This window comes from Embleya scabrispora (assembly GCF_002024165.1).
GTDB classification, from domain to species: domain Bacteria; phylum Actinomycetota; class Actinomycetes; order Streptomycetales; family Streptomycetaceae; genus Embleya; species Embleya scabrispora_A.
Map to the genome: position 1 here is coordinate 4,624,178 of NZ_MWQN01000001.1, position 23,659 is coordinate 4,647,836.

At 70.9% G+C, this 23,659-nt stretch carries 33 protein-coding genes; 10 read left to right on the forward strand and 23 right to left on the reverse strand.

Annotated features, from left to right (window positions below; all coding sequences use genetic code 11):
* The first annotated feature begins 19 nt into the window (after positions 1–19).
* The 3 genes from B4N89_RS20445 to B4N89_RS20455 all read left to right on the forward strand — a co-directional run bounded on the left by B4N89_RS20445 (position 20) and on the right by B4N89_RS20455 (position 2,262).
* A complete protein-coding gene (locus B4N89_RS20445; protein ID WP_201260872.1) occupies positions 20–454 on the forward strand; it encodes a ComEA family DNA-binding protein in 435 nt (144 codons plus the stop codon).
* Positions 451–1,332 (forward strand): hypothetical protein, encoded by an 882-nt coding sequence (locus B4N89_RS20450; RefSeq protein WP_078977283.1) that lies wholly within the window; start codon positions 451–453, stop codon positions 1,330–1,332. Before B4N89_RS20445 ends, B4N89_RS20450 begins: the two co-directional genes overlap by 4 nt.
* A gap of 312 nt (positions 1,333–1,644) precedes the next feature.
* A complete protein-coding gene (locus B4N89_RS20455; protein ID WP_078977284.1) occupies positions 1,645–2,262 on the forward strand; it encodes a GntR family transcriptional regulator in 618 nt (205 codons plus the stop codon).
* Between the two features lie 104 nt (positions 2,263–2,366).
* Here B4N89_RS20455 and B4N89_RS20460 read toward each other — a convergent pair whose 3' ends face one another.
* Entirely contained in the window at positions 2,367–2,558 is a 192-nt protein-coding gene (locus tag B4N89_RS20460; protein ID WP_078977285.1) for a hypothetical protein, read from the reverse strand.
* Between the two features lie 273 nt (positions 2,559–2,831).
* Complete coding sequence (locus B4N89_RS52655) at positions 2,832–2,963, reverse strand: hypothetical protein (protein ID WP_268812519.1); 132 nt, start codon at positions 2,961–2,963, stop codon at positions 2,832–2,834.
* Positions 2,964–3,138: 175 nt separating this feature from the next.
* Here B4N89_RS52655 and B4N89_RS20470 point away from each other — a divergent pair, with 175 nt between their 5' ends.
* The 7 genes from B4N89_RS20470 (at position 3,139) to B4N89_RS49050 (ending at position 7,027) form a co-directional block, all read left to right on the forward strand.
* Entirely contained in the window at positions 3,139–4,254 is a 1,116-nt protein-coding gene (locus B4N89_RS20470; RefSeq protein ID WP_078977287.1) for a helix-turn-helix domain-containing protein, read from the forward strand.
* A 21-nt stretch (positions 4,255–4,275) separates the two neighbouring features.
* On the forward strand, positions 4,276–4,851 hold the full coding sequence (locus B4N89_RS20475; protein ID WP_078977288.1) for an HD domain-containing protein: 576 nt from the start codon (positions 4,276–4,278) through the stop codon (positions 4,849–4,851).
* Positions 4,852–4,969: 118 nt separating this feature from the next.
* Positions 4,970–5,296: a DUF6247 family protein gene (locus B4N89_RS20480; RefSeq protein ID WP_078977289.1), complete on the forward strand. Its 327-nt coding sequence runs from the start codon at positions 4,970–4,972 to the stop codon at positions 5,294–5,296.
* On the forward strand, positions 5,293–5,541 hold the full coding sequence (locus B4N89_RS20485) for a type II toxin-antitoxin system RelE family toxin (protein WP_078977290.1): 249 nt from the start codon (positions 5,293–5,295) through the stop codon (positions 5,539–5,541). Before B4N89_RS20480 ends, B4N89_RS20485 begins: the two co-directional genes overlap by 4 nt.
* 75 nt (positions 5,542–5,616) lie before the next feature.
* Complete coding sequence (locus B4N89_RS20490; protein WP_235618706.1) at positions 5,617–6,309, forward strand: SpoIIE family protein phosphatase; 693 nt, start codon at positions 5,617–5,619, stop codon at positions 6,307–6,309.
* Positions 6,310–6,338: 29 nt separating this feature from the next.
* Entirely contained in the window at positions 6,339–6,593 is a 255-nt protein-coding gene (locus B4N89_RS20495; protein WP_078977291.1) for a hypothetical protein, read from the forward strand.
* 188 nt (positions 6,594–6,781) lie between these two features.
* On the forward strand, positions 6,782–7,027 hold the full coding sequence (locus B4N89_RS49050) for a hypothetical protein (RefSeq protein WP_078977292.1): 246 nt from the start codon (positions 6,782–6,784) through the stop codon (positions 7,025–7,027).
* 65 nt (positions 7,028–7,092) lie between these two features.
* Here B4N89_RS49050 and B4N89_RS20505 read toward each other — a convergent pair whose 3' ends face one another.
* The 21 genes from B4N89_RS20505 to B4N89_RS47775 form a co-directional block, all read right to left on the reverse strand.
* Positions 7,093–7,455: a hypothetical protein gene (locus tag B4N89_RS20505; protein WP_078977293.1), complete on the reverse strand. Its 363-nt coding sequence runs from the start codon at positions 7,453–7,455 to the stop codon at positions 7,093–7,095.
* A complete protein-coding gene (locus tag B4N89_RS20510) occupies positions 7,448–7,891 on the reverse strand; it encodes a hypothetical protein (RefSeq protein WP_078977294.1) in 444 nt (147 codons plus the stop codon). The genes B4N89_RS20505 and B4N89_RS20510 overlap by 8 nt, the downstream gene beginning before the upstream one ends.
* Positions 7,888–8,133: a hypothetical protein gene (locus B4N89_RS20515; protein ID WP_078977295.1), complete on the reverse strand. Its 246-nt coding sequence runs from the start codon at positions 8,131–8,133 to the stop codon at positions 7,888–7,890. The genes B4N89_RS20510 and B4N89_RS20515 overlap by 4 nt, the downstream gene beginning before the upstream one ends.
* Positions 8,130–9,569: a glycoside hydrolase domain-containing protein gene (locus B4N89_RS20520; RefSeq protein WP_078977296.1), complete on the reverse strand. Its 1,440-nt coding sequence runs from the start codon at positions 9,567–9,569 to the stop codon at positions 8,130–8,132. The genes B4N89_RS20515 and B4N89_RS20520 overlap by 4 nt, the downstream gene beginning before the upstream one ends.
* Positions 9,570–9,635: 66 nt before the next feature.
* Positions 9,636–10,097: a hypothetical protein gene (locus B4N89_RS20525; protein WP_078977297.1), complete on the reverse strand. Its 462-nt coding sequence runs from the start codon at positions 10,095–10,097 to the stop codon at positions 9,636–9,638.
* Entirely contained in the window at positions 10,097–11,215 is a 1,119-nt protein-coding gene (locus B4N89_RS20530) for a hypothetical protein (protein WP_078977298.1), read from the reverse strand. Before B4N89_RS20530 ends, B4N89_RS20525 begins: the two co-directional genes overlap by 1 nt.
* The gene (locus B4N89_RS20535; RefSeq protein ID WP_078977299.1) at positions 11,212–12,141 is read right to left on the reverse strand and encodes a hypothetical protein; all 930 of its coding nucleotides are present in this window, start codon (positions 12,139–12,141) and stop codon (positions 11,212–11,214) included. Before B4N89_RS20535 ends, B4N89_RS20530 begins: the two co-directional genes overlap by 4 nt.
* Positions 12,142–12,149: 8 nt before the next feature.
* On the reverse strand, positions 12,150–13,001 hold the full coding sequence (locus tag B4N89_RS20540) for a phage distal tail protein (RefSeq protein WP_078977300.1): 852 nt from the start codon (positions 12,999–13,001) through the stop codon (positions 12,150–12,152).
* Positions 13,001–16,150: a phage tail tape measure protein gene (locus B4N89_RS20545; protein WP_078977301.1), complete on the reverse strand. Its 3,150-nt coding sequence runs from the start codon at positions 16,148–16,150 to the stop codon at positions 13,001–13,003. Before B4N89_RS20545 ends, B4N89_RS20540 begins: the two co-directional genes overlap by 1 nt.
* 3 nt (positions 16,151–16,153) lie before the next feature.
* Positions 16,154–16,351, reverse strand: coding sequence for a hypothetical protein (locus B4N89_RS20550; RefSeq protein WP_078977302.1), 198 nt, complete (start codon positions 16,349–16,351; stop codon positions 16,154–16,156).
* On the reverse strand, positions 16,348–16,791 hold the full coding sequence (locus tag B4N89_RS20555; protein WP_078977303.1) for a DUF7426 family protein: 444 nt from the start codon (positions 16,789–16,791) through the stop codon (positions 16,348–16,350). The genes B4N89_RS20550 and B4N89_RS20555 overlap by 4 nt, the downstream gene beginning before the upstream one ends.
* Positions 16,791–17,519 carry a phage tail tube protein gene (locus tag B4N89_RS20560; protein WP_078977304.1) on the reverse strand — a complete coding sequence of 243 codons (729 nt, stop codon included), beginning with the start codon at positions 17,517–17,519 and terminating at the stop codon, positions 16,791–16,793. Before B4N89_RS20560 ends, B4N89_RS20555 begins: the two co-directional genes overlap by 1 nt.
* 14 nt (positions 17,520–17,533) lie before the next feature.
* The gene (locus tag B4N89_RS20565) at positions 17,534–17,977 is read right to left on the reverse strand and encodes a minor capsid protein (RefSeq protein WP_078977305.1); all 444 of its coding nucleotides are present in this window, start codon (positions 17,975–17,977) and stop codon (positions 17,534–17,536) included.
* Complete coding sequence (locus B4N89_RS20570; protein WP_078977306.1) at positions 17,974–18,321, reverse strand: hypothetical protein; 348 nt, start codon at positions 18,319–18,321, stop codon at positions 17,974–17,976. The genes B4N89_RS20565 and B4N89_RS20570 overlap by 4 nt, the downstream gene beginning before the upstream one ends.
* Positions 18,318–18,617 (reverse strand): hypothetical protein, encoded by a 300-nt coding sequence (locus B4N89_RS20575; protein ID WP_235618707.1) that lies wholly within the window; start codon positions 18,615–18,617, stop codon positions 18,318–18,320. The genes B4N89_RS20570 and B4N89_RS20575 overlap by 4 nt, the downstream gene beginning before the upstream one ends.
* Positions 18,618–18,628: 11 nt before the next feature.
* Complete coding sequence (locus B4N89_RS20580) at positions 18,629–19,048, reverse strand: hypothetical protein (protein WP_078977308.1); 420 nt, start codon at positions 19,046–19,048, stop codon at positions 18,629–18,631.
* Between the two features lie 10 nt (positions 19,049–19,058).
* Entirely contained in the window at positions 19,059–19,535 is a 477-nt protein-coding gene (locus B4N89_RS20585) for a hypothetical protein (RefSeq protein ID WP_078977309.1), read from the reverse strand.
* On the reverse strand, positions 19,532–19,915 hold the full coding sequence (locus tag B4N89_RS20590) for a hypothetical protein (RefSeq protein WP_078977310.1): 384 nt from the start codon (positions 19,913–19,915) through the stop codon (positions 19,532–19,534). Before B4N89_RS20590 ends, B4N89_RS20585 begins: the two co-directional genes overlap by 4 nt.
* Positions 19,916–19,969: 54 nt before the next feature.
* Positions 19,970–20,884, reverse strand: coding sequence for a P22 phage major capsid protein family protein (locus tag B4N89_RS20595; RefSeq protein ID WP_078977311.1), 915 nt, complete (start codon positions 20,882–20,884; stop codon positions 19,970–19,972).
* 12 nt (positions 20,885–20,896) lie between these two features.
* Positions 20,897–21,703, reverse strand: coding sequence for a hypothetical protein (locus B4N89_RS20600; RefSeq protein WP_078977312.1), 807 nt, complete (start codon positions 21,701–21,703; stop codon positions 20,897–20,899).
* A 50-nt stretch (positions 21,704–21,753) separates the two neighbouring features.
* The gene (locus tag B4N89_RS47775; protein ID WP_101897131.1) at positions 21,754–23,658 is read right to left on the reverse strand and encodes a phage minor capsid protein; all 1,905 of its coding nucleotides are present in this window, start codon (positions 23,656–23,658) and stop codon (positions 21,754–21,756) included.
* Between the last annotated feature and the right edge of the window lies 1 nt (position 23,659).

Here is a 23,659-nt window from a genome sequence, read left to right on the forward strand (position 1 = left end):
CGCGGGTGGGCCGCTTACCGTGCATGTGGCGGGGAAGGTGGCCCGGCCCGGGGTGGTCGTCCTGCCGCCCGGGTCGAGGGTGGCGGACGCGGTGCAGGCCGCCGGGGGTGCGCTGCCGGCGGCGGATCTGGCCACGTTGAACCTGGCTCGCCCCCTGGCCGACGGCGAGCAGATCCCGGTGGGCGTCCCCGGTGCCACGCCTCCGCCCGCCGCCAATCCGTCCGGAGCCGGCTCCACCGCCTCGGCGGGAGGCGCCCCGGCAGCCGTTCTCGACCTCAACACGGCAACCGCCGCGCAGCTCGAACAACTGCCCGGCGTCGGTCCGGTCCTGGCCCGCCAGATCATCGAAAAGCGCACCCAGCTGGGCCGCTTCGCCGCCGTCGATCAACTGCGTCAGGTCCGGGGCATCGGCGATCGCAAGTACAGCGACCTCAAGCCGAGGGTTCGGGTATGACCGCGCCCGACGTCCCGAGAAGCCGTGCCCGGACCGACGCCCGGCTCGTCCCCGGCGCGGCCGCCGCCTGGGCCGCCGCGTGGGGTGCGCCGCTGATCCCGCTCCGGGCCGCCGTTGCGGTGAGCGTGTGCGCCGCCGCGTGTGCCGCCGTACTCGCGTGTCGGCCCACGATTCGGCACCGGGCCACGCTCGCCGTCGTGCTCGTGTGCGTCGCGGCCGGCGGATTGGTCGCAGGCCTCCGCACCGCCGCCGACCACGACGGCCCGGTGGCGGCCGCGGCCCGGCAGCGCGCCGAGGCCACCGTCGAGCTGACGGTACGCACCGACCCGCAGCGCCGCGTCACCCGCGTCCGAGGCAGCGAACTCGGCTCGTCCCCCACGGTGTTCGAGGCCCGCATCGACCGCATCGACCCACCCGGCGGCCCACTCGGCGCGCCCGGCGGTTCCGGCGCATCGGGGGTGCCGCGGATGGCCGGCGTACGGGTGCGGACGCCCGTCACGGTGCTGGCCTCCGGGCCTGATGCGGACGCCTGGCTCGGACTGCTGCCGAGTACCCCGATCCGGGTCCACGGCCGCCTGGTTCCGGGGCGGAGCGGCCAGGCCCTGCTCCTGGTCCGGGCCGCTCCGGACCGGATCGGCGCCCCTGCGGCCCACCAGCGCTTCGCGGGCCTGCTCCGGGCACGGCTGCGGGCCGCCTGCGCGGAACTGCCGCCCGCTGCCCGGGGATTGCTTCCGGGCCTGGTCGTCGGCGATACGAGTCGGCTCCCGGCCGACCTCGAAGCCGACTTTCGTACCACCGAACTCACCCACTTGACGGCGGTCAGCGGCACCATCGTAGGAAAGAGATACTGGTCACACTGGGTGAGCACTCCCGCGTGAGATGTAGGGGCTCCACAAACAGCATCGCCCCAGGCCGCTGACCTGGGGCGATGTGGACGGCGTGCGGGATACCTTCCCCAAGGTGCCCGCGTGCCGTCCGTCTGTACGCCACGCGGTGAGGAAGGCGCGGCGAGCCTGTGGGTGGATACAACCGGAAGGCTGCCTTCCTTCCTAGTGGCCCAACCCGCCGGAAGGAAGATCGTTTTGCCAACTCACTCGATAGAGTGAAAAAAGACTCGAACCTTTATTCGATATTGACTTTCGAGCGATCTGTAATGATCAAGATTTGGCGCACGCAAGAGACTGCACGACGTGTCAGCCGAGGCGAGCTACCAGCGAGTGGCCGACGCCCTCCGCCGACGCATCCGCTCCGGCGAATTCGCACCCGGCCAACGGTTCTTGTCCCGTCACCAAATCGCCAGCGAGTACGGCGTCGGCCTCGGTATTGCCCAGCACGTGCTCGGCGTCCTCCGTGCGGAACAACTGGTCGAGGGGGCCCAGCGGCACCGGCCGACCGTGGCGCATCCTCCAGCAGTGAGAGTCCTGACCGACGCCGTGAGTTCGTGGCCACACGGCATCGGCGAGCGACAGCTAACCCGAGCCACAGCGAAGGACGACATCGCGGCCCACCTCGGGGTTCCGGACGGTACCCGCGTGCAGCGCGAGCGCGTCGAACGGCTTGACCCTGACGGACGCACCAGCCACTTGTTCGTGAGGTACACCCACCGATTGCGCCCCGCTGTCGGCGGTGAGCAGTATGCCGAAACATCGGCGCGAACAGCCGCGCCGGGCGAGGCGGGGATGCTCGGTGTTGCCATCGGTGCTGTCCTCCTGGTCGTGCGGGTCGTCAGGTTCTCGCGGGACGGACGCCCCGCAGCGGTCGACGAGTTGCTGCTGCCGGCGGACCGGTGGCGGGTGCGGCTCGGTTAGCTCCATCCGGAATGTCGGGCTCCACATTCCTAGCCTGTGCACTCGTGTGGGCGGAAGATGGATCGACCAACCGACTCCGCTCAGTGATCACCAGCGGGCTTGGCCTAGTAGGTTCCCGGGCGCCGCCGCCGTACCTCGGCGCGGGGAGCGGTCCAGATGCCGGCGGGGTCGCTCTCGTAGACCTCGACGGTCTCCGCCGCCGGGTCGTCCGTGATCAGAACCCCCCACCGGCCCTGCCCGCCGGACGGCGGCTCGTGTACCACGTGGTCGCCTCGCCGGAGCGGTCGGTCGGTCATCGCAGTCTCCCTCGTGAGTGAGTGGTGGAAGCGGGGCCGCGCGGCCCCTTGCGCGCGCGGCCCCGCGTGGTACCCCGCCCGGCCGCCGTCGGGGGTGGATACGGCCGGGCGGGAGTCGGGGGCCCAGCGGCGCTGCCACACCGCCGGGCCGAGGGCCGCCCGCCGAACGGTGCGGTCGGCCCGCTGGAGGCCGGCCCGGCGGCGCGGTGGGGGGCGCGGGCCGGGCCGGAGGCCGCGAGCGGTGCCCGTGCGCCGCGGCAAGGGGGCGGCTCGTCAGCCGCCCGAGTTCGAGAACCGGCCGCGCGACGACGCGACCCGGTACAGCAGGTGCGCCCGGATCTCGTGCTGCAGCGCGACGAGTTCGTCGGCCGTCACGTCGAACGACCTGCCGTCCGAGAGTGACACCCGGATCGGACGGTGCGGGTCACCGGATGCCGTGACACACGGCTGATCGGATTGTTCGGTGACGATCATGATCGCTCGCCTCTACGCTGGGTGAACTGATACCGCAACGCTACGAGCAGCCCCAACGGCGCGGCAGTGACCGCCGGTACGGGTTGTCGAGCCATCCGGAGGGCCCATGACCCCCGCACCCCCCGAAACCCTGACCGACACGCAGGGTTCCACCGGACGTGCCCGCGGCGGCGTCATCTCCGGGTACGTGATGCGGTGCATTCGCGAGCAAACCGGCCTCACCCAGGACGGTCTCGCCGAGCAGTTCGGCGTGAGCGTCGACACCGTCGCCGCCTGGGAGACCGGGCGTCGGCCGATCACCGCCGTACCCGTCGGCCACATGCTCGTCTACCGCAACCGACTCCTCCAGGCAGGTGCTTCGCCCGACCTCCTCACCGCACTCGATCGAGCCATGGAAGCCGACGTCCTCCTCGCCGGAGTCCTCGAGGGCGGCTCCGCCGGACCCCATCACCCCCTCGGCTCCACCGTGCTCCAGCGCAACGTGGTCGAGATGCTCACCTGGCCGCTCACCGGCCGTGCGCCCGCCACCATCGATGCCCTCCCCACGCCGCGGCGCCGCGGCCCCGTAGCCACCAGCCCCGAACTCCCCGCCACCAGCCGCCGGGCGTTCTTCACCTCCGTCCGCCACACCGCCGAGACCGCGACGCGGCCGGCCGACATCCTGACCCGCCGCCAGGCGCTCTACCTCGTCAGCTACGACCCGGCCCCGGACACAACGCCGTGGATACAGCACCAGCAGCGCGGCCGACGCAGCCAGGGATGGCTGGCCGACTGGCTCGACGCCCGCTCGGTGGCGTCCGTTGCCGTGCGCCAAGGCGACCGAGAGCGCATGACCCACTTCATCGAGCGCACCCTCGTGGACAGCGACCCCGGAGAGACCGCGAACCTCAACTACTGGGCGTACTGGGTGGGCGAGTTGCCCCGCCTGCACGGCGACGACGCGTTCATGGCGGCCCCCGTCACCCCCGGAGCCTGGGGCGGACAGCGCCTCCTGGCCCACCTCGTCGACCACCTCACGCCGGGACTCGGGTTCTCCGAGCTGTACATCCACACCCTGTGGTCACTGCTCGCGATCCGTCCCCATCTGCTCCAGGCGGCGGGCGTCGATACCGACGTGCTGCGGGAACGAGTCGATGTCCTGTTGGATGGCGGGACGTTGTCCGCGCAGGCGCGGCGCGAACTGGACGGAGTCCGGTACGCCATCCGGCTTTCGAGGACGTAGACCACAGGCAAGGAGCATGGGGTGGCTGACGAGGACCGCGTGGTGGCGAACTTCCTCTTCGAGGCGGGCACGCTGAAGAACCACAAGCGGACCGGCTGGTGGATTGCAGGCATCAAGGACCCGGAGAGCGTGGCCGAGCATTCCTGGCGGGCCGCGCTCCTGGCCTCGATCATCGCCGAGATGGAGGGTGCCGATCCGGCGCGAGCCGCGCTGTTGAGCGTGTGGCACGACACCGGCGAGACCCGCACCGGGGATCTCGCGCACATCAGCCAGAAGTACGTCGGCAAGGGCGACGCGGTGGCCATCGCCGACGACCAGTCCACGGGCATGCCCGCCGGCCTCGGGGCGCTGATGCGGTCGATCATCGGCGAGTACGAGGCCCGTGAGACGCCCGAAGCGATCTGCGCTGGCGACGCCGACAAGTTGGAGTGCCTGGTTCAGGCGATCGAGTATCAGGATCAGGGGCACAAGAACGTCGACCGGTGGATCGTCAACTCACAGAAGCGAATCCGGACCGAGTCCGCGAAGCGCATTGCCGCCGAGTTGCTGGAAACCGGATCGCTGACGTGGCTTCGCGAGGCGATGGGCGAGGCGTAGCGGTGAAGCGTCCTGCGCTGCCGAACCACGTCGGCGACGCAGGGCGCACCGCCCGGCGCGTGCACCACCCGAGTGCGCCGGCTACCGATCACCCGGGCCGCGATGCCACCCTGACCGCATGAACGAGCAGACCCCAGACCCCCGCGACCCCGACGTCACCATCCACACCGGCGGCGCCCTCTGGCCAACCCCCGGCGAGATCCGCGCAGGCCTCCCCGACGACGCCCGCGCCGAGTTCGAACAGGACTACGCGCACGCCCTCCAGGTCGCGGCCGACCTCGGCGACCTCGCCCAACTCGCCCACGTCCTCGAACCCTGGCAGCGGCGCCTGATCCACCACCGAGCCGGCGACTACGACGACATCCTCGACCGCGCCCGAGCAGTCCGGGCAGGCGAGGACGTCGGGGCGATCCCCCTCGCCCGACTCCAGGACGCCGACCGGTGAGCTACACGATCGAGTACCACCCGAAAGCCGAGCTGGTCAGGCGGAGCCTCCCGCGCGCCGCCCTCACCGCCCTCGACACCCTGGAGCGGCAGCTACAGCGCGACCCATGGGGCGCCGGGACCCGCATGTCCGGCGGGCTGAAAGACACGTTGGAGGCGCCGTTCGGCCGCTACGGCTTCGCCACCTACGTCGTGCAGGACGCGCGCGTGCTGGTCAGCGTCATCCACCTCTCCTGGGCCGGCTGACCACCCGAACGCCAGCCGCGCCCGCTCTCCGCGTATCGGCCCCGGCGGCACCCACCCACCGACATCCTGGGGACCGTGACCACACCCACCATCGCCATCGCCACCCGCGAGGGAACCAGCGGCCCGATCGCCGACGCCGCCACCGCCTACACGTCCACCACCACCGACCGCACCGCCGTCGCCCTCGTCGACGGCATGGGCCACGACCCGGACATCGTCCGCCTCGCCCCCATGCTCGCCGAGACCGCCGCCCGCGTCGGCGCGGTACGCGGAGGCCTCGCCGGGCTGCTGTCGGCCGGACTGCTACTGCACGACCCCGGACCGGACGCGGTCGCCGTCCTCGCCGTGACCCATCAAGGCGGCGGCGCCGAGATCGTCTGGGCCGGCGACAGCCGCGCCTACCACTGGGACGGCACCGAGCTGCAGCTGCTGACGACCGACCACAACCTCGCGGCGTACCTGTCGCGAGCGGCCCGGGAAGCGGGTGACGTACCCGTCTCCGCCCTGGCCGATTTCGTCGGCATCTCCTTGGGGACCGCGGTGCCGGCGACCGTGCCCTACGTCTCGGTACCCGCCGGCGGCCTGCTGATCCTCACCACCGACGGAGTCCACGACCAAGTCGAGCCCGCCGCAATCGAGGCCCTGGTCCGCAAATATGCCGTCGACCCGCAGGCCCTGGCGGATGCGCTCGTGGCCGCCGCCGAGCCGGACATCGACGGCTATCGCGACGACGCCACCGCGATGGTGATCCGCGCGGCAGCCGGGTGATGTCGGACCCGGCGGGTAGCGTCGCACGGATGCACGACACGCACGACAGCACACCCAGCCTCGCCGACCTCAAGGCCGCACGCGAAGCAGCCACCGCCGCCGTCAAGGAGCACGCCGCGGCGAGCCTCCCGAACGGCCGGCTGCCCGACGCCGAGGACGCGACCGGGTGGGAGACGTGGCGCGAGGCCCGCGCCGGCTGGGGCGCCGAGTGGCAGCGGCTTCTCCAGGCCGAGCGGGACGCCGCCGTCGCCGTTCACCAGGCCCGGCAGGCCACGGGCGAGTAGCCACCCAGGCCGCCGCCACACTGCCCGCCGCGCCGACCAGCGCGCACACCAGGTCCCACATGCCGCCTCCTCCATGGGCCGGGCGGCCCGTGGTGAGAGCGTGGCGGGAGGCAGGGCCCGGCGGGTGGGCGGCGGCGAACCTGTGGATAAACCGGCGGGCTGTGGGCGGAGTTTGGTAGGCACTTCCCATGACGCGACGCTGGTACGGATCCCGCCCGGGCGACACACCCCCACCCGACGACACCCCCGCCATCGAACTCATCGGCGGCCCACTCGACGGCGAATGGGTCGTGATCACCGGGAGCGGCGACCCGCCCTACCCCGACGGCCTCGCCCTGATCGCCACGCACGGCGCTTACGACGGCGGACGCAGCCACTACGAGCACGTCGACCCGCCGGACGGCAGGCTGCACTGGGTCGGCGACAGCGCCTAACCGAGCCCGGACAGCACGAAGCGCCCCCGCCGCCGCCCGAAGGCAGCAGCGGGGGCGGTCGTCGTTCACACACCGGTGCGGTTGTACTCCTCCACCCGAGCAGGCGGCGCCGGAGGCTCCATCCCCTGCTGACGCATCTGCGCGGTGAGCTGCCCCACGTACAAGGCGAACGCCCGCACCAGCGACCGAAGCGACCGAGCCTCAGCACGCATCTCGTCTATCTCGACCGACTGCTCGGCGCGGATCGCCCTGAACGCCTCCAGGTCCTGGCGTCTTTGCTCCGGCTCCGCCGTGATCCGAGCCGCGGCCTGCTGGGCCTCCGCCGTCGCCGCAGCCGCGGCCTTCGTTGCCCTCGCGGTGAACAGGCCGCCCAGCGTCAGCGCGACCGCCCCCACCAGCGCACCCACGACACCCCATATCTCACTCACGACCGCTCCCGGGGTCTCTCACCACACGATGGGGCACCGAGTGCTCAGGCACGGTCGCAGCCCACAGAATCACGCCGACATGGCTGGTCAAGTACCAGCCCGCCAGCCACGCACCACGCGCATAACCCCCCGACACCGTCGACCACAGATACGCCGACGCCCACACCGACGGCGGCACCAGAGCAGCAGAGAACCCGATCGCGTCACGGCCGACCGGCAGCATCGACGCCGCGAACGTCACCGACCCGGCCAGAATCCACACCCACGCCCAGCAGTGCAGCGGCGCGCGGTCGGTCAGCAGCTCCAAGCCACGGGTGGACGTCGGCGGAGCGGCGAGAAACCCCGCGCCGAGGCAGATCTTTCCGGTGCCCAGGATCACGAGGATTGCCCCGCGGCGGCCCAGGCGCTGCCGCAACCGGGCCACCGCGAGCCTCACGCCCTCGGCTCCGCTCCGCTCGGAAGCGCCGCCGCCGTACCCGGAGTACCCAGCATGCTCGACAACGCGCCCTTCACGACCGCGAGCGCAGCCGGGATCCCCGCGATAGCCGCAGCCTTCGCCACCGACAGGTCGATGGCCGACGTCGTCGCCGACGCGATCATCAGACCCAGCACGACCTCGACGTAGGTGAACAGGGTGCGCTCGACGAGGTCCAGGAAGAACCGGCCCTTGATGCTCACTTGCCCGCCTCCTTCGCCGGTACGGCCAGCGCGTCGACCTTGGCGGTCAGCGCCGCGAGCGCCTCGGACATCGCCTCGGACAGCGCCACCACGTCACCGTGGATCCCGCGCAGATAGTCCGCCGCCGACGGGGCGCCATCGTCGGTCTCGCCGAACTTGTAGTTCCACACGCCCTCCGGCGACGAGTCCTTCAGCCGCTGCCACGCATCCGGGCCGTCGTTCGGGTTGGCGTAGGACCAGGTCTCGACAGGGGTAGCCATGAATCCTCCAGAGGAGTTGCTGGGAACGGGAGGCACGGGGCCGCCCGCGAGAACGCGTTGGATGCCGGGCAGGATGACCTCGTCGAACTGCTCCACCCGGGCGTCACCCGGGCACGCGGTGCCGTCCGTCGACCACTGCCGGAACATGCGGTGATAGCCGATCCCCGGCGCGTCCCACGTCGGCGGCCGGTGGGCGGGGATCCCGTGGGTCTGGCACAGCCACACACCCAGGCGGATGATCACCGCGACCTGGGCGTCCGTCCACGGATCCGTGTGCTCCAGGTTCGACGCGCTCTCCAGGCTGATCGCTCGCACGTTGGCCTGCGCGCTGGCGTCCGCGCGGGTCAGCGTCCCGATGAACTGGGCGAGCGAACCGTCGAACCCCAAGCCGAAGTGCGACTCCAAGTTCGTCGAGTCGTGCCAGTATTCGTAGATCCGCTTCGGTGTCCACGGCGCCGCGATCGAGTGCAGGATGAACTGCGTCGGCTTGATCGCCACCTGATTGTCGGACTCGGGTTGCAGCTCCATGCGCTGCGCAAACGGGCACCAGGCCATAACTCCTCCAGGCGGGTCGAACCACTGGCCGTAATCCGGCTGGTGGGCGTCGTCGATGTCGATGTCGTAGGACCCGAGACGCGTACTCGGGACGCGCTGCCACAGGTGAATGCCGGGCACCCGGTAGGTCCCGGACCAGGCGCCCGTCTGCCACCACCAGGCTGCGGCGCCCGAGGACATCGCCCACTCGATGACGCGACGGCCGCCGTAGACGCCTACGTTCGCCGGGTCGAACACCGACCGGACGCCCCGGAAGTACTCGGCGACAGCCGCCAGATCGGACGACGAGACGTCGTAGTCGACCGCGAAATAGACCGGCCGCCCCTGGTCGCCCTCCGGCCGCCCGAGCGCGCCCGCCTGCTGGGCCGCGAGCCGGGCATCACGGCGGCCGCGGTCGTAGCCGCCGCGCCATGCGGTCGTTCGGTCCGGGCCGCCGCCCTGCCACACCGCCACCACACCCAGACCCGCAGCGCGGTAGGCGGTGATCTCGGGCAAGGTCCACGCCTTGGCCCGGTGGGGGGTGTCCAGGTCGGTCAGGTAGCTGATGGCGAAGGTGTGGCCAGCCGCGCGGGCCGTGGCGGGCGGGACGCGGCTGAAGCTGAAATCGATGCCGGTCGGCATGGCGCACCTCCTCGGAGCGTGAGAAAGCCCCAGCCAAAGGCTCGGGGCGCGGGTCGACGCTGCGTGTCAGTTCGCGGCGAGCAGGAGTCGGCAGTACCGCATGCCCACCCGCACCAGGCCCGTGCCGCTCACGCGCCGAGCCTGGACCTCGACCACGAGCGCCGAAACGGACACCCCGTGCGCCGCGACCGGAGGCGACCAGGTCACGGCCGAGAATGCGGCAACGCTCACGGTCGGGCCGAACTGCACGCTGTTGATCAGAACCCGGGCTTCCGCCGTCGTGCCGGTCTCGGTCGCCACCACACCGCCGATGTCCAGCAGGGGCCCGTCGTTCAGCAGGTAGCCGGCCCACAGGCTCTCGAACGAGCCCGCCGTCGTGGACAGATAGTCGGCCACACGCGCCGGATACATGCCACTCGCCGGCCGATGCGCCGGACCCGAGTTCGCGTCCGTGAACAGGCGCCCTGCGGCGGCCGTCTGGCCCGCGATCCAGTCCGCGGCGTCCTGCCGCTGGAGGGGATACGGCATCAGTCGATTCCCTCCAGGTAGATCTCCATCGACTCGTCGGACTGACCGCGCTCAGGCGGCCGAACCTTGAATCCGATCATGCGCCGGCTGATATCGAGGGCCGGCGTCCACCAGGAATCCGAGATGCGGATCCGCACCGTGTCGCCAAGATGCTGCGGAGTGACGTCCGTCTCGGACAGGCGCACCGTCACCGACGGCGTCGCCACCGACCCGGACGAGCGGCTCATCTCCGCCCGGGCCAGGGCCCGCAGCGTCGCACCGTCGGTGATGTCGCTGTAGTCGCGCACCACATCGACCAGCGGCCATCCCGCGTCCAGATAGTCCTGGGCGGGTTCGTACACGGTGCCGTCATCGTGCGACGCCGGCCGTGTCTCGTTGCCGACCGGGACGCCACCGCCACGGCAGCGGAAAGAAGTGCCGCCGCGGGTGCCGTCCTCGTCCCAGGTCCAGGTCAACAGGTTGCCCGGGTCCGACAGTTCGTGCTCGGCCTCGACCCGGCCCAGCCGTGGGGACCCGAGGCGCATGTGCCGCACCCGATCACCACTGCTGTCGTGGTATGTGTCGATGCCGTACTCGAATCCGCCCTCGACGTCGGCGATCTGGTCGATCGCCGCACCGTAGGACGTTCCGTTGTTCCAGGGCCACGCCACCGTGATCAGCGTCCCCGAGAGCGTCGCGTCGACGGTGATGCCCAGGTCACCGCCGGGCTCGGCCTGGACCCGATTGACGAGGTAGCGGACGACGTCGAACCGGTCCATGTCGACGAACGTCTCCGAATCGCCGATGAACAGCGGGACCTGCCTGTACAGGTACGACTCGAACGACGCGGCCTGGAGCCGCACCATGTGCGGCCCGCGGCGGGGGCGCTCGATCGTGCGGCGCCACATGATGCCCGCCCACCAGATGTCCCGATCACCCCTGTAGACGTACATCGCAGTCCGCTGCGGCTCGCACGGCCGAACGAGGTCGGCGGTGACCGGGTCCGGAATGACGAGCGTGCAGGACAGCGACCCCGGCCGGCCGATCAGCCGGTCGAACTCGACGCCGGTGGCCTCGACGTCGGCGAGGGTGCGGTCGGTGCGCAGGTCGGCGAGTTCGACCCGCCACGTTGCCGTCACGTCGCGCCCTCGTACGACACCATCAGCGTGCAACTGTCGCCGTTGCCCCAGGTGATCGGGCCGCTGGCCGGACCCCACGGGGTGTCCTCGGCATTGCTGAACGCGATCACCACGGCCTCGGCGCTGCCGACCATGGCCACGCCGTGGTGGACCCCGACACCGGCGTCGGTCGCGAGCGCGCTGCCCAGACCGGCCTGGCCCGCTGTGGTCGTGGCGCCCACGACGGGCACACTGAACGACCAGTAGCCGGAGCCGGCCGAGGTGGTGGACCCGAGGACCAGGGTCGTTCGGACGGTGATGAGGCGACCGACTCGCATCCATCGGCCGGCGAGGGTGCCGTTGCCCAGGGATGCGCCGCCGCCGGACGCGGTCCACGTCGGCGTGTACGACGTCCACGCCCCCGTGTCGATGCGCGACCAGCCCGTGTAGGTGCGGCGGTCGGTGAGCGCACTGCCCCAGACGACGCCGCCGTTGCCCGCGTTCGCGCCGGCGTTGACCCTGACCTCCCACAGGGGGATGGCCGAGGTCGGGACGGGCGGCGCGACCGGGGACGCCGCCGCGGTGCCAGCAACCACGTAGATCCGGCCGTCCTGCTGCCCGCTGCTGTCGTAGGGGTTGTCCCGGACCTGGGCCACGACGAGGTCCTGCCGCGGCAGGGTGGCGTGGCCGTCGGTGATCGTGATTGCCGCCGTCGCGTCGTTGACGAACGGGTACGCACTCTGCAGCGAGTTGCTCGTGCCCTGGATGGTCGCCCTGAACGCCGAGATGGTCGCCGTCATCGCGCCGGTCGAGACCAGGGCTCCGCCTGCGGTGGTGAGTCCCGACGTCGAGGTGAGGGCAGCAGCCGGCGGGATGGCGGTCGACGCGTAGTGCCGGTGGTCCTCCGGCGTGATGCCCGATTTCTGGAATCCGACTCGGATGGCCACTACAGCTCCTACATCCACGCCGCATAGCGGCTCACGGTCATGGTGGCGGTGCCGCTCAGGGCGCGGAATGCGATCTCCTGTGCGCCCGGCGGCACGGTGAACTGCCGCAGCAGCGCCGAGCGGGAGGTGCGTGTCATCAGCCTCGACGCAACCCCGTTGAGGGTCGCCGTGCCGGCCCGGCAGTCGACCACCAGGGTGTCGGCGACCGTCAGGGCAATGTCGAATTCGAGCACCATGCCGGTCGACACGACCGTCACCGACGGCGTGTCGCACTCGCCGGCGAACACGACGATCGGATGACTGTCGGCGTTGCCGCCATTGGTCACGGCCACCGCACCGGACGCGCCCCCAGAGCCGTAACTCAGTGGATACGTGAGGTTGTACGTCAGGCCGACCGGCGCCGACGGTAGGCCCGTTCCGGCCGCGACCTCCGTCGGGTCGTACAGCCGGGGATCGGAGGCCTCCCACTGCAGGGCGGCGTACACCCGGCCGACCCGGTGCGTCGGTGTGATCGGCAACGCCCGCCGGGTGCAACGCGCCTCGGCGTACAGCGTCTGGCCGTCCAGCCGCACGACCAGCGGCTGCTCGTCCTGGGCGACGGGCGTCCCCGCCCGGATCGCCGCCACGTTGGCCCCGAGCGGCTCGCGGACGATCACACCCTCGACGGTGATCGTCCGCGGCTGCGCGTACAGCCGACCCGGCCAGGCGCCGTGCTCGACCGGCCGGGGCGTGGTGCCGCTGTCGAGGCCCGGCATGTCGAGCCAGCCAGCGAGCTGGGTCCAGCCCGCAGCGCCGCCCTCGCCGAGCAGGAGGTCGCCGTACTGAATGTGGCCGTCCTGGGTGACCAGATCGCCGATCATCAGGCCCCCCGCTTCGTGGCTTCCCACCACAGAGCCTCGGCGATCCCCTGCTCGCTCTGGCCGTCCGCGTAGTAGTTGTCGATGTGCACGGTGACCGACCTCCCGCCCGCCGATTCACCGGATACGCCCGCCGTGGCGGAGGCCGCCGTGGTTCCGATGCCAGCGAGGGCGGGGGCGCCAACGGTCCGCGATGCAGGCATGAGTTCGAAGCCGAACGCGCTGGCTGTCCTTGCGAGGATCGCCGTCGATCGCGCGCGTTTCGCCAGTGCCCACGGGATGTAGGACTCTTTGTCGGTTTCTTCCTCGGCCCAATAGCGGCCCACCGGTGTGCCGTCGGCGATCTGCGCCACGTGCTGCTCGATCCCGCCACCAGCGTACGAGCGGTAACGGCCGGGGGTGATCCCGCCGTTCACGAACGACAGAATCCCGCCGTCGGCCTGACGCGCCATCGCCAGCGCGGCAGCGGCACCGGCACCGATAGCCGCGCTGATCAGGATCACCTTCTCGTTGGGGATGCGCGCGAGCGCACCCAAAGCCGAACTGACGCCCCGGAGCGCTCCCGACGGGTCAGCCTCGATGCTGGTGCCGACCTCGCCCGGAATTCGAAAGTACTGCTGGATGAGGACGGCAATCTGATCCTTCGTGTACCCCATCTGCTCCAGCGTTGCCCGAAGGCGTTCCCTCTGGGTGGCGAGGACTGCGTTGGCCTGCTCGCGGCTGCCGGTCTCCTGCAGCGTGGCCTCGGACAGCGCGTACGACGCCTCTACCATGTCCCGGATTGCGCCGCGGTTGTTGCGGCCCTTCTCGGTTCCCGCGTCGAGGGTCCGCCCGTTCTCCTCGATGCTCGCCGTCAGATCGTCGACCGAGGCCTCCAGGTCGTCCTGGGCGGCCATGCTGTCCAAAGCCTTCCCATTCAGGGCGTCCCAGCTGTCCTTGAGGGCCTTGACGGCCTTCTCTTGATCCTCGGCCGCCCGCGTGACGGCCTGCTGCTGGGCCGCCACCTCCCTGGCCTGCTCGACCGACTGCCCCTGAGCCTCGGCCTGCCGCTCCCACTCGGAAGTCCCGTACTTCAAGGCCTCGTTGGTACTCTCCAGCGACCCCAGCACGGTCCAGGCGTCCTTGGCGGTGTCGCCCCAGAGCCGGTCGCCGATCGCGGCCTTGACTCGTTCCCATGCCGCAGCGTTGCCCGTGGCGGCGTCCGTGACGTCCTGCATCGAGAGCCCCAGCTTCTGGGCGCTCTGCAGCACGCCCTTCTGGGACAGCTCCCCGCGGACCATCGCCTTCGTCGACTCATCAACCGCCCCGCCGGCCTTCCTGATGCTGTCGGTGAAGCGGTTGACGTCGTCCGACGATTGCTTCGACGAGTGGCCGAGCAGCGCCATGACCGTGGTGACCGCGACGGCCGCCAAGCCGAGGACGCCCATCGACACCTGGAGGACCCGCATTGCCGTACTCGCCACGGTCGCCTGGGCGGACAGCGCCGCGAGCATTGCCTGGTAGGCGCCGACCGCCGCCCGGCCCACGCTGAACGCGAGGGTCAGGCCACCGACGACCAGCGTCGCGAGCCCCAGGACCTGGATGACGTCCTTGCCGCCCTCGGGGATGCCCTCCCACATGTTCTTCGCGAACGATGCCAACTCCAGCAGCCGTGGCAAGACTTCGCCGCCGATGAAGTCGACCAACCCGGCCTGCACGGAGCGCTTGAACTTCTCCATGTTCACGGCGGCCGAGTCGCGCATCGTCTCGCCCGCGCGCTCGGCGGCACCGGCCAGGTCGCTCATGCCCTTGGTCGCGGTCTTCGGGTCGAGGGCGAACAATGCGGCCTGGGTGTCCTCCAGTTTGGTGCCGAAGAGCGCGAGCGCCGTGCTGTTGCGGAGCGTCGGGTCCTCAATGCCGCGCAGCGCGTCCAGGACCTGCTGGAGCGCCGCCCGAGCGGGCGGCCCGCCTTGCGTGAACGCCGCCTGCATTTGGTCGGCGTTCAGGCCGAGTTGCTTGATCGCGGCGGCGGCCGGCGGGGCCATGCCCTGCATGATGAGCAGGCCCTCTTTGAGGCTGTCCGCGAGGATGTCGGAGTTCCAGGCGCCGCCTTCGAGGCCCTGCTTCAGGATGCCGAGCGATGTCTGGGCGTCGAGACCGAGCTGCCGAAGGAATGGGCTGTACTCGGCGAAGGTGTCGAGGAGGTCCTCGCCCTTGTTCACGCCCTGCTGCATGCCGACGGTCAGGACGTCGAGCGCCTCCTCGGCGGTCTTGACCAGGCCGTTCTTCAGCATGCTGGACACGGCCATCGACGTCCGGCCGAAGTCTTCCTCCAGGAGCCCCGACACGTCGGCGACCTTGGTGGCGATGCTCTCCAGTTGGGCGTTCGTGGCGTCCGGCGGCATCAAGCCCTGCTGGACGATGCCCTTGATGACGTCGGCGCCCTCCTGGACCGTCTCCACGACGGCGTTCTTCCACAGCCTCCCGGCGAGGTCGCCGTATTGCTTGGCGTCCGCGCCGGTAGCGCCGAGTTGCGCGTTGAGGCGGTCGGTGATCTGCTCCCGCTCCATGACCTCGGCGAACGCCGCGATGAACGCGGCGCCGAGCAGCGCGCCCGACGCGGCGACCGCCTTGGTACCGGCGTCGAGGCCCTCGGTCAGACTCTCGCCGCCTGCCTCCCCGGCGTCCTGGCCGCCCTGGGCCATCTGGTGGGTCAGTGCCTGACTCGCGTCCTGCCCGGCGGACTGCCCCGCGTGCTGGGCAATCGCGCCGAGCGTGTGGTCCAGCGCCGCCCCCGCCTGGGTGCCCGCCGCCCGCGCACCGCCGGTGATCCCGGCGAGTCCCTGCCCGGCCTGGGTCGCCGCCGTCTGCCCGGCCTGCGCCGCGGCCGACCCGAGGGACGCATCGAGTTGCTGCCCGGCCTGCTGCCCCGCCTGCTGGGCGTGCTGGGCGATCCCGCCGAGCCCCTGCTGGGCGAGCCGGGCAGCGTCCTGCGCGCCCGACCCGACGCCCTGGGCGAGGTTTTGCCCGGCCTGCTGTCCGGCGCGCTCGGTCGTCTGGGTGATCTGTCGCCCGGCCTGCTGCATCGTCTGCTCGGCGCGGGCCATGCCCTGCTGCATGCCGCGGTCGTCGATCGTCAGGTAGGCGACCAGCTCGCCGACGGTGAGCGCCACGGATCACCTCCCGGGTGCTGGGTCCTGACGTGGTGTCAGCGCCCGGTAGAGGCGGCTGTCCGTGGAGAGCAGGCCGGCGATGCGAACCGCCATCCACCGCCAGGAGCGGCGATCGAGGGCGTCGTCGTAGTCGATGCCGTACACCTGGTGGAGGTCGGCCTCGACGGCGTCCTCGTGGTCGAGGATCTGCTGCCACTTCACCGGCGCCGTCGATTGCCCCGGCTCCGGGGCCGTCCCGTCCTCGTACTCGTAGTACTCGTAGATGCCGTCCTCGCAGGTGCCCCGGCCGACGAGTTGCCGCCCGCCGGGGCCCGTCGAGGGTCGGCACCGGTCCACACGCGCTCGGCGAGGTCCTTGCCGGCGATCACCCAGGTCACCAGCACGGTGCAGACGTGCATGAACTCGCGGTCGTCGAGCATGTCGAGGAGCGTCGTGTAGTGCTCTCCGAGGAGCTGCTTGTACTCGGCGGCGGTCTGGTCATCGCCGAGGAGTTCGCTGTCCATGCGGCCGGTCGATGCGGCCTTGACCAGCGCGCGGCCGAGCCTCGCGTTGACCATCTTGAAGCGGTACCGCGTTCCCTTGATGGGGAGTTCGAGGTACTCGCCGGTCAGGCCGAGTTGGTCCAGATCGGGAAGGCCCATCACGCCGCCGGGTTCGCGATGGTCGTGCGCTTGCCCTGCCCGGTGAGGGTGAGGTTGACGGTGTCGAGAGCGGGCGCGTCGCCGCCCTGGGGCTCCCAACCAACGTGCGCAAAGCCGGTGTACGCCTCAGGGCCCCCGGTGCGGTCGTACCAGCGGAGCTGCACCAGGCCGTCGGGGCCGAACTGGTCGTGCGCGGAGCGGATCTTCTCCTGTCCCGGATCGTAGTTGCCGGACGTGGCACCGACCTTGCGGCTGAGCGTCGCCGTAATCGACCACGCAAGCATGGTTTTTGCCTGCGATCCCCAGCCGTCGGAGTCGTAGTCCGAGTCGTCCTGCATCGTGGGGCTGATCGGCGTAGCCATCGTGGTGATCGCCCGCACCTGGGTCCAGATCGGCGATCCCGCCGTGCCGGTGTTGACGTCGATCCGGAACTTGCGCGCGAGTGTGGACGTCAGGACGGCGTCGCTCGTCGGCGCCGCGTAGGTGTACTGAGCGGTGAGGGTGACGGTCGTGCTGCCGTCGCCCAGGACGATGTTCGCCGTGCCCGCCGTACCGGGCGGAGTGAGGATCCGGAGGAATTTGGCGTTGAGGATCTCGAAGTCTGGCGCGGCCGTGCCGCCGACGGTCACCGTGGTCACGGTGTTGAGGTCGGTGCCGGACACGGTGATCGTGTCGCCGCCCAGGGTGGATCCAGTCGCCGGGTATACCCCGGTGATGGTGAGCGCCATGTGCTGACTCCCTGTCAGTCGGGGTAATGCGTGGTCGGCCGCTCGGCCGTGATCGCGAAGTTGTCGGTGCGGCCCGGGCGGTTGCTGCCGTCAAGGCCGAGCACTCCAGGGCCGGAGGCATGGAGGATCTGCGAGATGCGGATCCCGCCGACCGTGACGGCCCTGTATCCGTCGAGGTAGTCCCGGATCGGGTCGGCCACGTAGTCCGCCGAACGCGAGTCACCCGCAGGCCCGCGGGCGCGCCCCTGGATGGAGACTCGGACGTCGGCGAGCCCAGATGGTCGGACGGTGCCGTAGAGCGAGAGGCAGTAGACACGGTCAGGCATCGGCGGCAATACGCCCGCAACCACCGCGATATCGGCTGCGGCATACGTACCGGTCGGCCGGTAGACCCCGAGCCCGGCGTCGTGCAGGAGCTGCGCGAGGCCGTCGATCAGGCTGGTGGTCCAGGTGCTCACCGCAGCGCCCGCCGAATCTCCGCCGCCACCAGGTCCAGGACGGTCGGCGTCTCCTCGGCCATCGGCAACTCGAGGTATTTCGCGGTGCGGCCCGGCAGATGGTTGTACGTCATGTTCTCGTGCTGGTCCTCGGCATACGGGGTGTCATAGGACACGGCGCCCACGAGCCGCCCCTCGTCCACGCTTGCGGTACCGCTCCTGTCCAAGGGGCCTTCGTCCAGGGGGACGACCTTCTTGCTCTCACCGAGGACGTGCTCCATGCCGAGCAGCAGCCCGCGGGCCGCGCCGTCGTGGGCGAGCCCGGCGGCGACGTTCCCGGTCCAGGTCACCGTGGCTCGGGTCATCGCATCATCACCTCCGAGTTGGCGGGCAGCGGCGGAATGTCGACGCCCTCACGGCGGACCGTGATGACGGTCGTCACTCGTCCGTCGGGCAGGGTCACCCGGGATCCTGGCGGCGGGTCATGCACTGGGTGCGTGATGTACGAAGCGGACGAGGTGACCTCGCGGCCGTCGGGCGCCCGGACGAGCTGCGTCACTTGTGACAGCAGGCACGAGACTGGCGCTGGCGGCCCGTAGACCGATCCGTGTGAGCCCTCGCCCGCGTAGGTCTCGACCGTCACCACGTGGGCGAGGAGCATCCCCGGCAGGCTCACCATCGACAGCCCCCGGCGGCAACGGCGCCCAGGCGGAACACTTCCGTGGGGAGCACCGCTAGGACATCGATTGCGGACTGCGGCAGCTCGGCCGCCGCCGCGACCGGGTCCGCCGCCGCCCGGGACATGGCCACCGACCCGGCGGACACCGACGTCCAAGTGCCGCCGCTCCCGGCGTCGTCGTCGCCGTTCGTCAGCCGGTACTCGACGATTGCGCACGTCGCGTCGCGGAACGCCGCCGATACCTCGGCGTCGGTCGGCAGCCCGGATGGGCCGACGTCGTAGACGGCCGTCAGCAGTGCCCGCCGCAGCCGCGCCGACGCCCGCAGGAGCCGCCGCTCGGCGTCGTCGGGGACGTCGAGCGTGGGCGGGAGCCATGCCGTCAGGTCGTCGACCGTGGCGTAGACGAGAGGCATGGCCGCTCCCCTACTTCTTCGCGGACTTGCGCGCCGGCCTGCGCTCCGTGGCGGCTTCGTCGGACGCCCCGTAGCGGTCGATCAGTTCGTCGCGGGTCATGCCCTCGATGTCCGACTGCGCCTCGGGGTTGTCCTCGACGAGACGGGCATAGTTCTGCCACTCGACCGTGGTGGCCGATCTGGCGGGCGCCCTCGTTTCGGAGGGAACGCCGTCCTCGGTGGTCGCGAGCCCCTCCTGTTCGACATCCGCTTCCTGGTCGGGTCGGTTCTCGCGGATCGCCTGGTTGGTGACCAACTCCGCACCGGACAGGTCGTGCACGCCCGGTGCGGTGAGCGTCGGCCGGGACAGCACGCCGTCGTTGACAAGCGGCGGCAGGGGCTCGCCGTCCTTGATGCGCTCCCAGTTCGGGAGCGCTTCCAGGCGCGGGTTCGGCGCCTCGTAGCGAGCGATGTCACCGGTGTTGGTGTTGCGGTAGGAGACGCTCATGCCGGGACCGCCGTTCGCATGTCGACCTGGACGAGGATCTCCGTGGGCGAGCCCGCAGGGGCGGCGAGGACGACGCTGATGTTGTCGCCCGCCGCGCACGACGCGTTCTGGACGGTGGTGTTGCCTGCCCAAGAGTCGGTGGCGGTGGCCAGGGCGGAGGCGAGAACGTCACTCCCGCCCTTCTTCACCTGGACCGTTCCGCCGGTGCCGCCGGTGCGGTATGCGCGCACCGCGATGACGCTGGCAGCGGCGGGGACCTTGAAGAGCTGGTAGGTGCCTGCCGTGCCGGAGGCGACGCGGACTTCCTTCGAGTAGGTGCGGGCGGTGGAGAGGTCGATCTCGCCGCCCTTGCCGTCCACGGAATGGACCTTGTAGCCCATGAGGTGTCCTTCCTTCGATCAGGGGGTGGGTCCGGCTGTACCTGGCCGGTTGGGCTACGGGACGTCGGCGCCCTTGATGAGAACGGCGCGGTTGGCGTCCAAGGTCTTGGTGCCGTAGAGGCAGTCCACGCTGACGACCATCTGCTTCTTGTCCATGTCGTAGTCGTAGACCACCCTCAGACCGAAGCCCTTGTAGTTGGAGATGGCCGCGTCCCGCGCACCCATCGGCAGCTCCAGCGGCCGGAAGGCCAGGGCGAACGCCGACTTGTGGAAGGCGAGCCCTTCCTCGGTGGTGCTGTTGCCGCTGGTCTGTGCGGGCTTGGCGATGTTCTGCGTCATGTACGGGTCGAACCCGAACACTCGGCGGCCGAGGGACGCCTCGGTAAGGCCCTCGGTGGTGCCGCGCTTGTCCGCCTCGTGGAACAGCGGATCGCCGAGCCACTTCGCGGCGATGTTCGGGCCCACGACGGCGCGACGCTCGGTGGCCGGAACCTTCTGGGTGTTCAGGACGCGGCCCGCGTCGATGAGGACGCGCGGGTTGTCCCACGCCCACTCGTTGTCCCCGGCGACGACGCCGACCTCCTGCACGATGTCGGTGCGCAGGGCGAGGATGTCCCGGTCGATCTTCTGGGCGATGGCCTCCATCGCCGGGGTGAGGAGTTGCTCGTCGAAGTCCTGGATCTTCAGCGTCATGTCCTCGGACGTGACGGCGAAGGAGACGTCCGCGAAGTGGTTCAGCGTCATGTTGATGCTGTTCTCGGTCGCGTCCTGGACCGTGATGCCCGCCGCGCGGTTGTACTCGTTGGCCACGAACGTCGTGGGCTTGCGAATGGTGATCGCGTCGCCTTGCTTGCGCGCGAACTCTGCCTCGTAGTCGCGGTGTACGAGCGACGCCATGACGGTCGTCTCGTACAGGTTCGCCAGTGCCTGCTGGGCGATGACCTGCGAGGTCAGGAAGGTGTTGGCCATGGTTGAGTCCTCCTATCCGGCGCGGCGCTTGCGGCGCTCGGCCCGGATGTCGTCGATGCTGCGGGTACCTGATGGAGGCTCGTCGCCGGTCCCGCCGGAGAACTCGCCGGATGCGCGCGCCGGGGCCTGCCCGGCGGCGGAGAGCTTGGGGTTGTCCTTGACCGCCTGCTCGATGGCCTTGCCGACGGCCTTGGTGAAGCCGTCGGCGGCCGGGTCGAGCTTGGCCAGGGTGTTGAGGAACGCGCGGCTGTCGGTCAGCGCGTCCGGGTCGGCGCCGTGCGCGGCGGCCCCCTTGTAGACGGCGAGTTCGACGGCGGTGTCGCGGTGCGCCGCCTGGGCGCGTTCGATCTCCGCCATGAGCTTGGCCGGGTCGGGCGGCGGCGCCTTCTCGTCCTTGATCAGCCCGAGGGCTTTGCCGAGTTCCTGCACCATGGCGGCGCGCGCTTCCGTGGCGGCGGCTTCCTTTGCCGACACGCGCTCCTTGGCGGCCTCGCCGCGGGCGCCCTTGAGTTCCTTTTCCAGGCGGGCAATGGTCGCCGCCGGATCTTCGTCCTTGCCGGCGGACGACTTGGTGACATCCTTCGGTGTCGGCTTCGCGTCGCCCTTGGCGCTGTCGGCAGCGCTGCCTGCCGCCTCCGCTTCGGCGCCGGCATCGGTGCTTGCGTCGGCGTCCCCGTCGCCGGCGGACTCGCCAGCATCGCCGGCGTCCTCGGAGCCGCCCTTGATTGGCCAGAAGGCGCGGCCGGTCCGCGGCGACACGTACACGGCAGTCAGGCCGGTGCCCGGGTGCACGGGCATGACGAGGTCGGGGGTCTCCATAGTTTGCCCTCCTGGGGCTGGTGGGGATCCGCGCCCGGCGGATCGGGTGATCAGCTACCACTTGAGAAGTCGTCCCCGAGCTGGGCCCGGAGCCGCGCGAGCGAGAGGGCCTTCATGCGCTTGTCCGCAGCGGCGGCAACACCCGGCGTCTTCGCCTTGAGTTGGCCCCTGCGATACAGCCATTCGGCATCCAGCTCACGCCAGTTCATCAACGCCGGGTCCTCGTACCGGCGGCCCATCCTCGGCGGGCGTGCCGGGGGCGGCGGGTCGACATCGGGGATGGGCTTGTGCATGCTGTGCCGCTCGCTGTAAGCCAGCGCCTGAGCGCGCCCGGCGTCGGTGACGACACCGACTTCGTCGATCCACCCGCGGGCGTACAGCGCATCGAGCGCCTGATCACGGGCCCGGCCGTGGATCCCGACGGTGCGGTACGGCAGCCTCTCGCCCGACTTGGTGCGCACCAGTTCGCGCGCATCGGGAGTGAGTGGTGGGACCTTCGTCAATGCTGCGCGGCGCGGAAGATCCTCGGTGCGCACCGACACCGCGAACTCTCCGGCCGGCCTCCTGTTGGACGCCGGGTCGTCGACTGCGTGCGCGGGCGCCGATGGTGTCGCCGTTGGTGCGGTAGCGGCGTGTGGCGTCGGGGTTGGCCTCGGCTGTGGCGTGATCGCCGCCGGGGGTGACGTTTGAGGTCGTGGTTGTGGCCGCGGCATCGGGGTCGGGGCCGCCGTCGGGCGGGGCGCCTGTACTGGCGGTCGGGCTGCCGGTGCAGACGGGGGCGCGGGAGGGCGTGGCGTCGGGTCAGCAGGACGCGCGGATGGACCGCCCCGCCCGGGGCGGCCCGCCGACGGCTTCTCTCGCTCCGGCTTTCGCTTCAGGCCCTTCGCGCCGGTCAGCTCCCTGAGCTTGGTCTGGCTCTCCGCCACCTTCCGCCGTGCGACCTTGGCAGTGTCCTCGTCGAGCGCCGCCGCTTCCCGCTTGCGCCACTTGCGGACTTGGCGCTCCAGGGCACGCTGGCGTTGCGTATCGGCATACGTCGCACCGGCCGGGTGCGGCACCGATTCGGGCGGAGTGGAGACGCCCGGCAGGTAGGCGGCGATCGAGCACCGGCAGTTCGGGTGCAGCAGGCCGGCGGCGCGGGCTTCGGGGAGGGATCCGGCTACTTTCACCGTGGCCCACTTGCCGTCCTCGGTGGCGTGCTCGACCATCACCGTGCCCGCCGTCGCGGCACCCGAGCGCCACAGGATCTTGCCCGCCCATTTGTCGCAGCGCGGGCAATGCAGGGGCTGGTCGGACACCATGACCATCGGTACGCGAGCCGCGCCCAGGCGATCCGAGTGGGCCTCGATCGCCGCCCGGCCTACTGCGGTGCGGAGCGCCATCTCGGCGTACTCGGCCATGCCCCACGCGCGCCCGCGGGTATCGACGAAGTTCACGATGCCCCGGTCGACGAACGCATCGAGCGCCCGCTGCGTGGCCTGCCTGCGGGTCTCCGCGCCCAGGGCCGGAGCCGCCGCGGCCTGGGCAATCACGCTGCGGTACACGTCCTGCGTCTGCCGCAGGATCGCGGTCCGCACCGGCGTCAGCGTGTCCAGGACGCTTGCGGCGAGGCGGTCGACGACCGGCGCGGTGGGCAGCACCGACGCCACGACCGCAGCCTGCCCGACCGCGACCGCGCTGAGTTCCGCGACGGCCGCCTGCTGCCCGCGGTCGTAGGCCGTGGACAATGCCTCGCCGACCGTGCCAGCGGTCTCTCCGGCAAGGGCCTCGGCGATGCCCGCGAGTGCGCTGGACAGGTCTCCGAGCGCAGCCAATTTGCTCTCCGCCCAGTTGGGCAGCGACATGCCGGTCGCCAGGGTGCGCTTGATCGTGTCGATCAACACGTACTCGGCGGCCCGGTACAGGTCGCCGAGCACGCTGGCCAGGCCCTCGGCCAAGGCGGGGGACACCGGCATG

Coding starts and splice junctions, on each gene's coding strand:
- B4N89_RS20450 (WP_078977283.1), top strand. CDS start 451: ATGACCGCGCCCGACGTCCCGAGAAGCCGTGCCCGGACCGACGCCCGG.
- B4N89_RS20460 (WP_078977285.1), bottom strand. CDS start 2,558: ATGACCGACCGACCGCTCCGGCGAGGCGACCACGTGGTACACGAGCCG.
- B4N89_RS20470 (WP_078977287.1), top strand. CDS start 3,139: ATGACCCCCGCACCCCCCGAAACCCTGACCGACACGCAGGGTTCCACC.
- B4N89_RS20480 (WP_078977289.1), top strand. CDS start 4,970: ATGAACGAGCAGACCCCAGACCCCCGCGACCCCGACGTCACCATCCAC.
- B4N89_RS20495 (WP_078977291.1), top strand. CDS start 6,339: ATGCACGACACGCACGACAGCACACCCAGCCTCGCCGACCTCAAGGCC.
- B4N89_RS49050 (WP_078977292.1), top strand. CDS start 6,782: ATGACGCGACGCTGGTACGGATCCCGCCCGGGCGACACACCCCCACCC.
- B4N89_RS20520 (WP_078977296.1), bottom strand. CDS start 9,569: ATGCCGACCGGCATCGATTTCAGCTTCAGCCGCGTCCCGCCCGCCACG.
- B4N89_RS20525 (WP_078977297.1), bottom strand. CDS start 10,097: ATGCCGTATCCCCTCCAGCGGCAGGACGCCGCGGACTGGATCGCGGGC.
- B4N89_RS20540 (WP_078977300.1), bottom strand. CDS start 13,001: ATGATCGGCGATCTGGTCACCCAGGACGGCCACATTCAGTACGGCGAC.
- B4N89_RS20555 (WP_078977303.1), bottom strand. CDS start 16,791: ATGGGCCTTCCCGATCTGGACCAACTCGGCCTGACCGGCGAGTACCTC.
- B4N89_RS20560 (WP_078977304.1), bottom strand. CDS start 17,519: ATGGCGCTCACCATCACCGGGGTATACCCGGCGACTGGATCCACCCTG.
- B4N89_RS20570 (WP_078977306.1), bottom strand. CDS start 18,321: ATGACCCGAGCCACGGTGACCTGGACCGGGAACGTCGCCGCCGGGCTC.
- B4N89_RS20575 (WP_235618707.1), bottom strand. CDS start 18,617: ATGCTCCTCGCCCACGTGGTGACGGTCGAGACCTACGCGGGCGAGGGC.
- B4N89_RS20580 (WP_078977308.1), bottom strand. CDS start 19,048: ATGCCTCTCGTCTACGCCACGGTCGACGACCTGACGGCATGGCTCCCG.
- B4N89_RS20585 (WP_078977309.1), bottom strand. CDS start 19,535: ATGAGCGTCTCCTACCGCAACACCAACACCGGTGACATCGCTCGCTAC.
- B4N89_RS20590 (WP_078977310.1), bottom strand. CDS start 19,915: ATGGGCTACAAGGTCCATTCCGTGGACGGCAAGGGCGGCGAGATCGAC.
- B4N89_RS20595 (WP_078977311.1), bottom strand. CDS start 20,884: ATGGCCAACACCTTCCTGACCTCGCAGGTCATCGCCCAGCAGGCACTG.
- B4N89_RS20600 (WP_078977312.1), bottom strand. CDS start 21,703: ATGGAGACCCCCGACCTCGTCATGCCCGTGCACCCGGGCACCGGCCTG.
- B4N89_RS47775 (WP_101897131.1), bottom strand. CDS start 23,658: ATGCCGGTGTCCCCCGCCTTGGCCGAGGGCCTGGCCAGCGTGCTCGGC.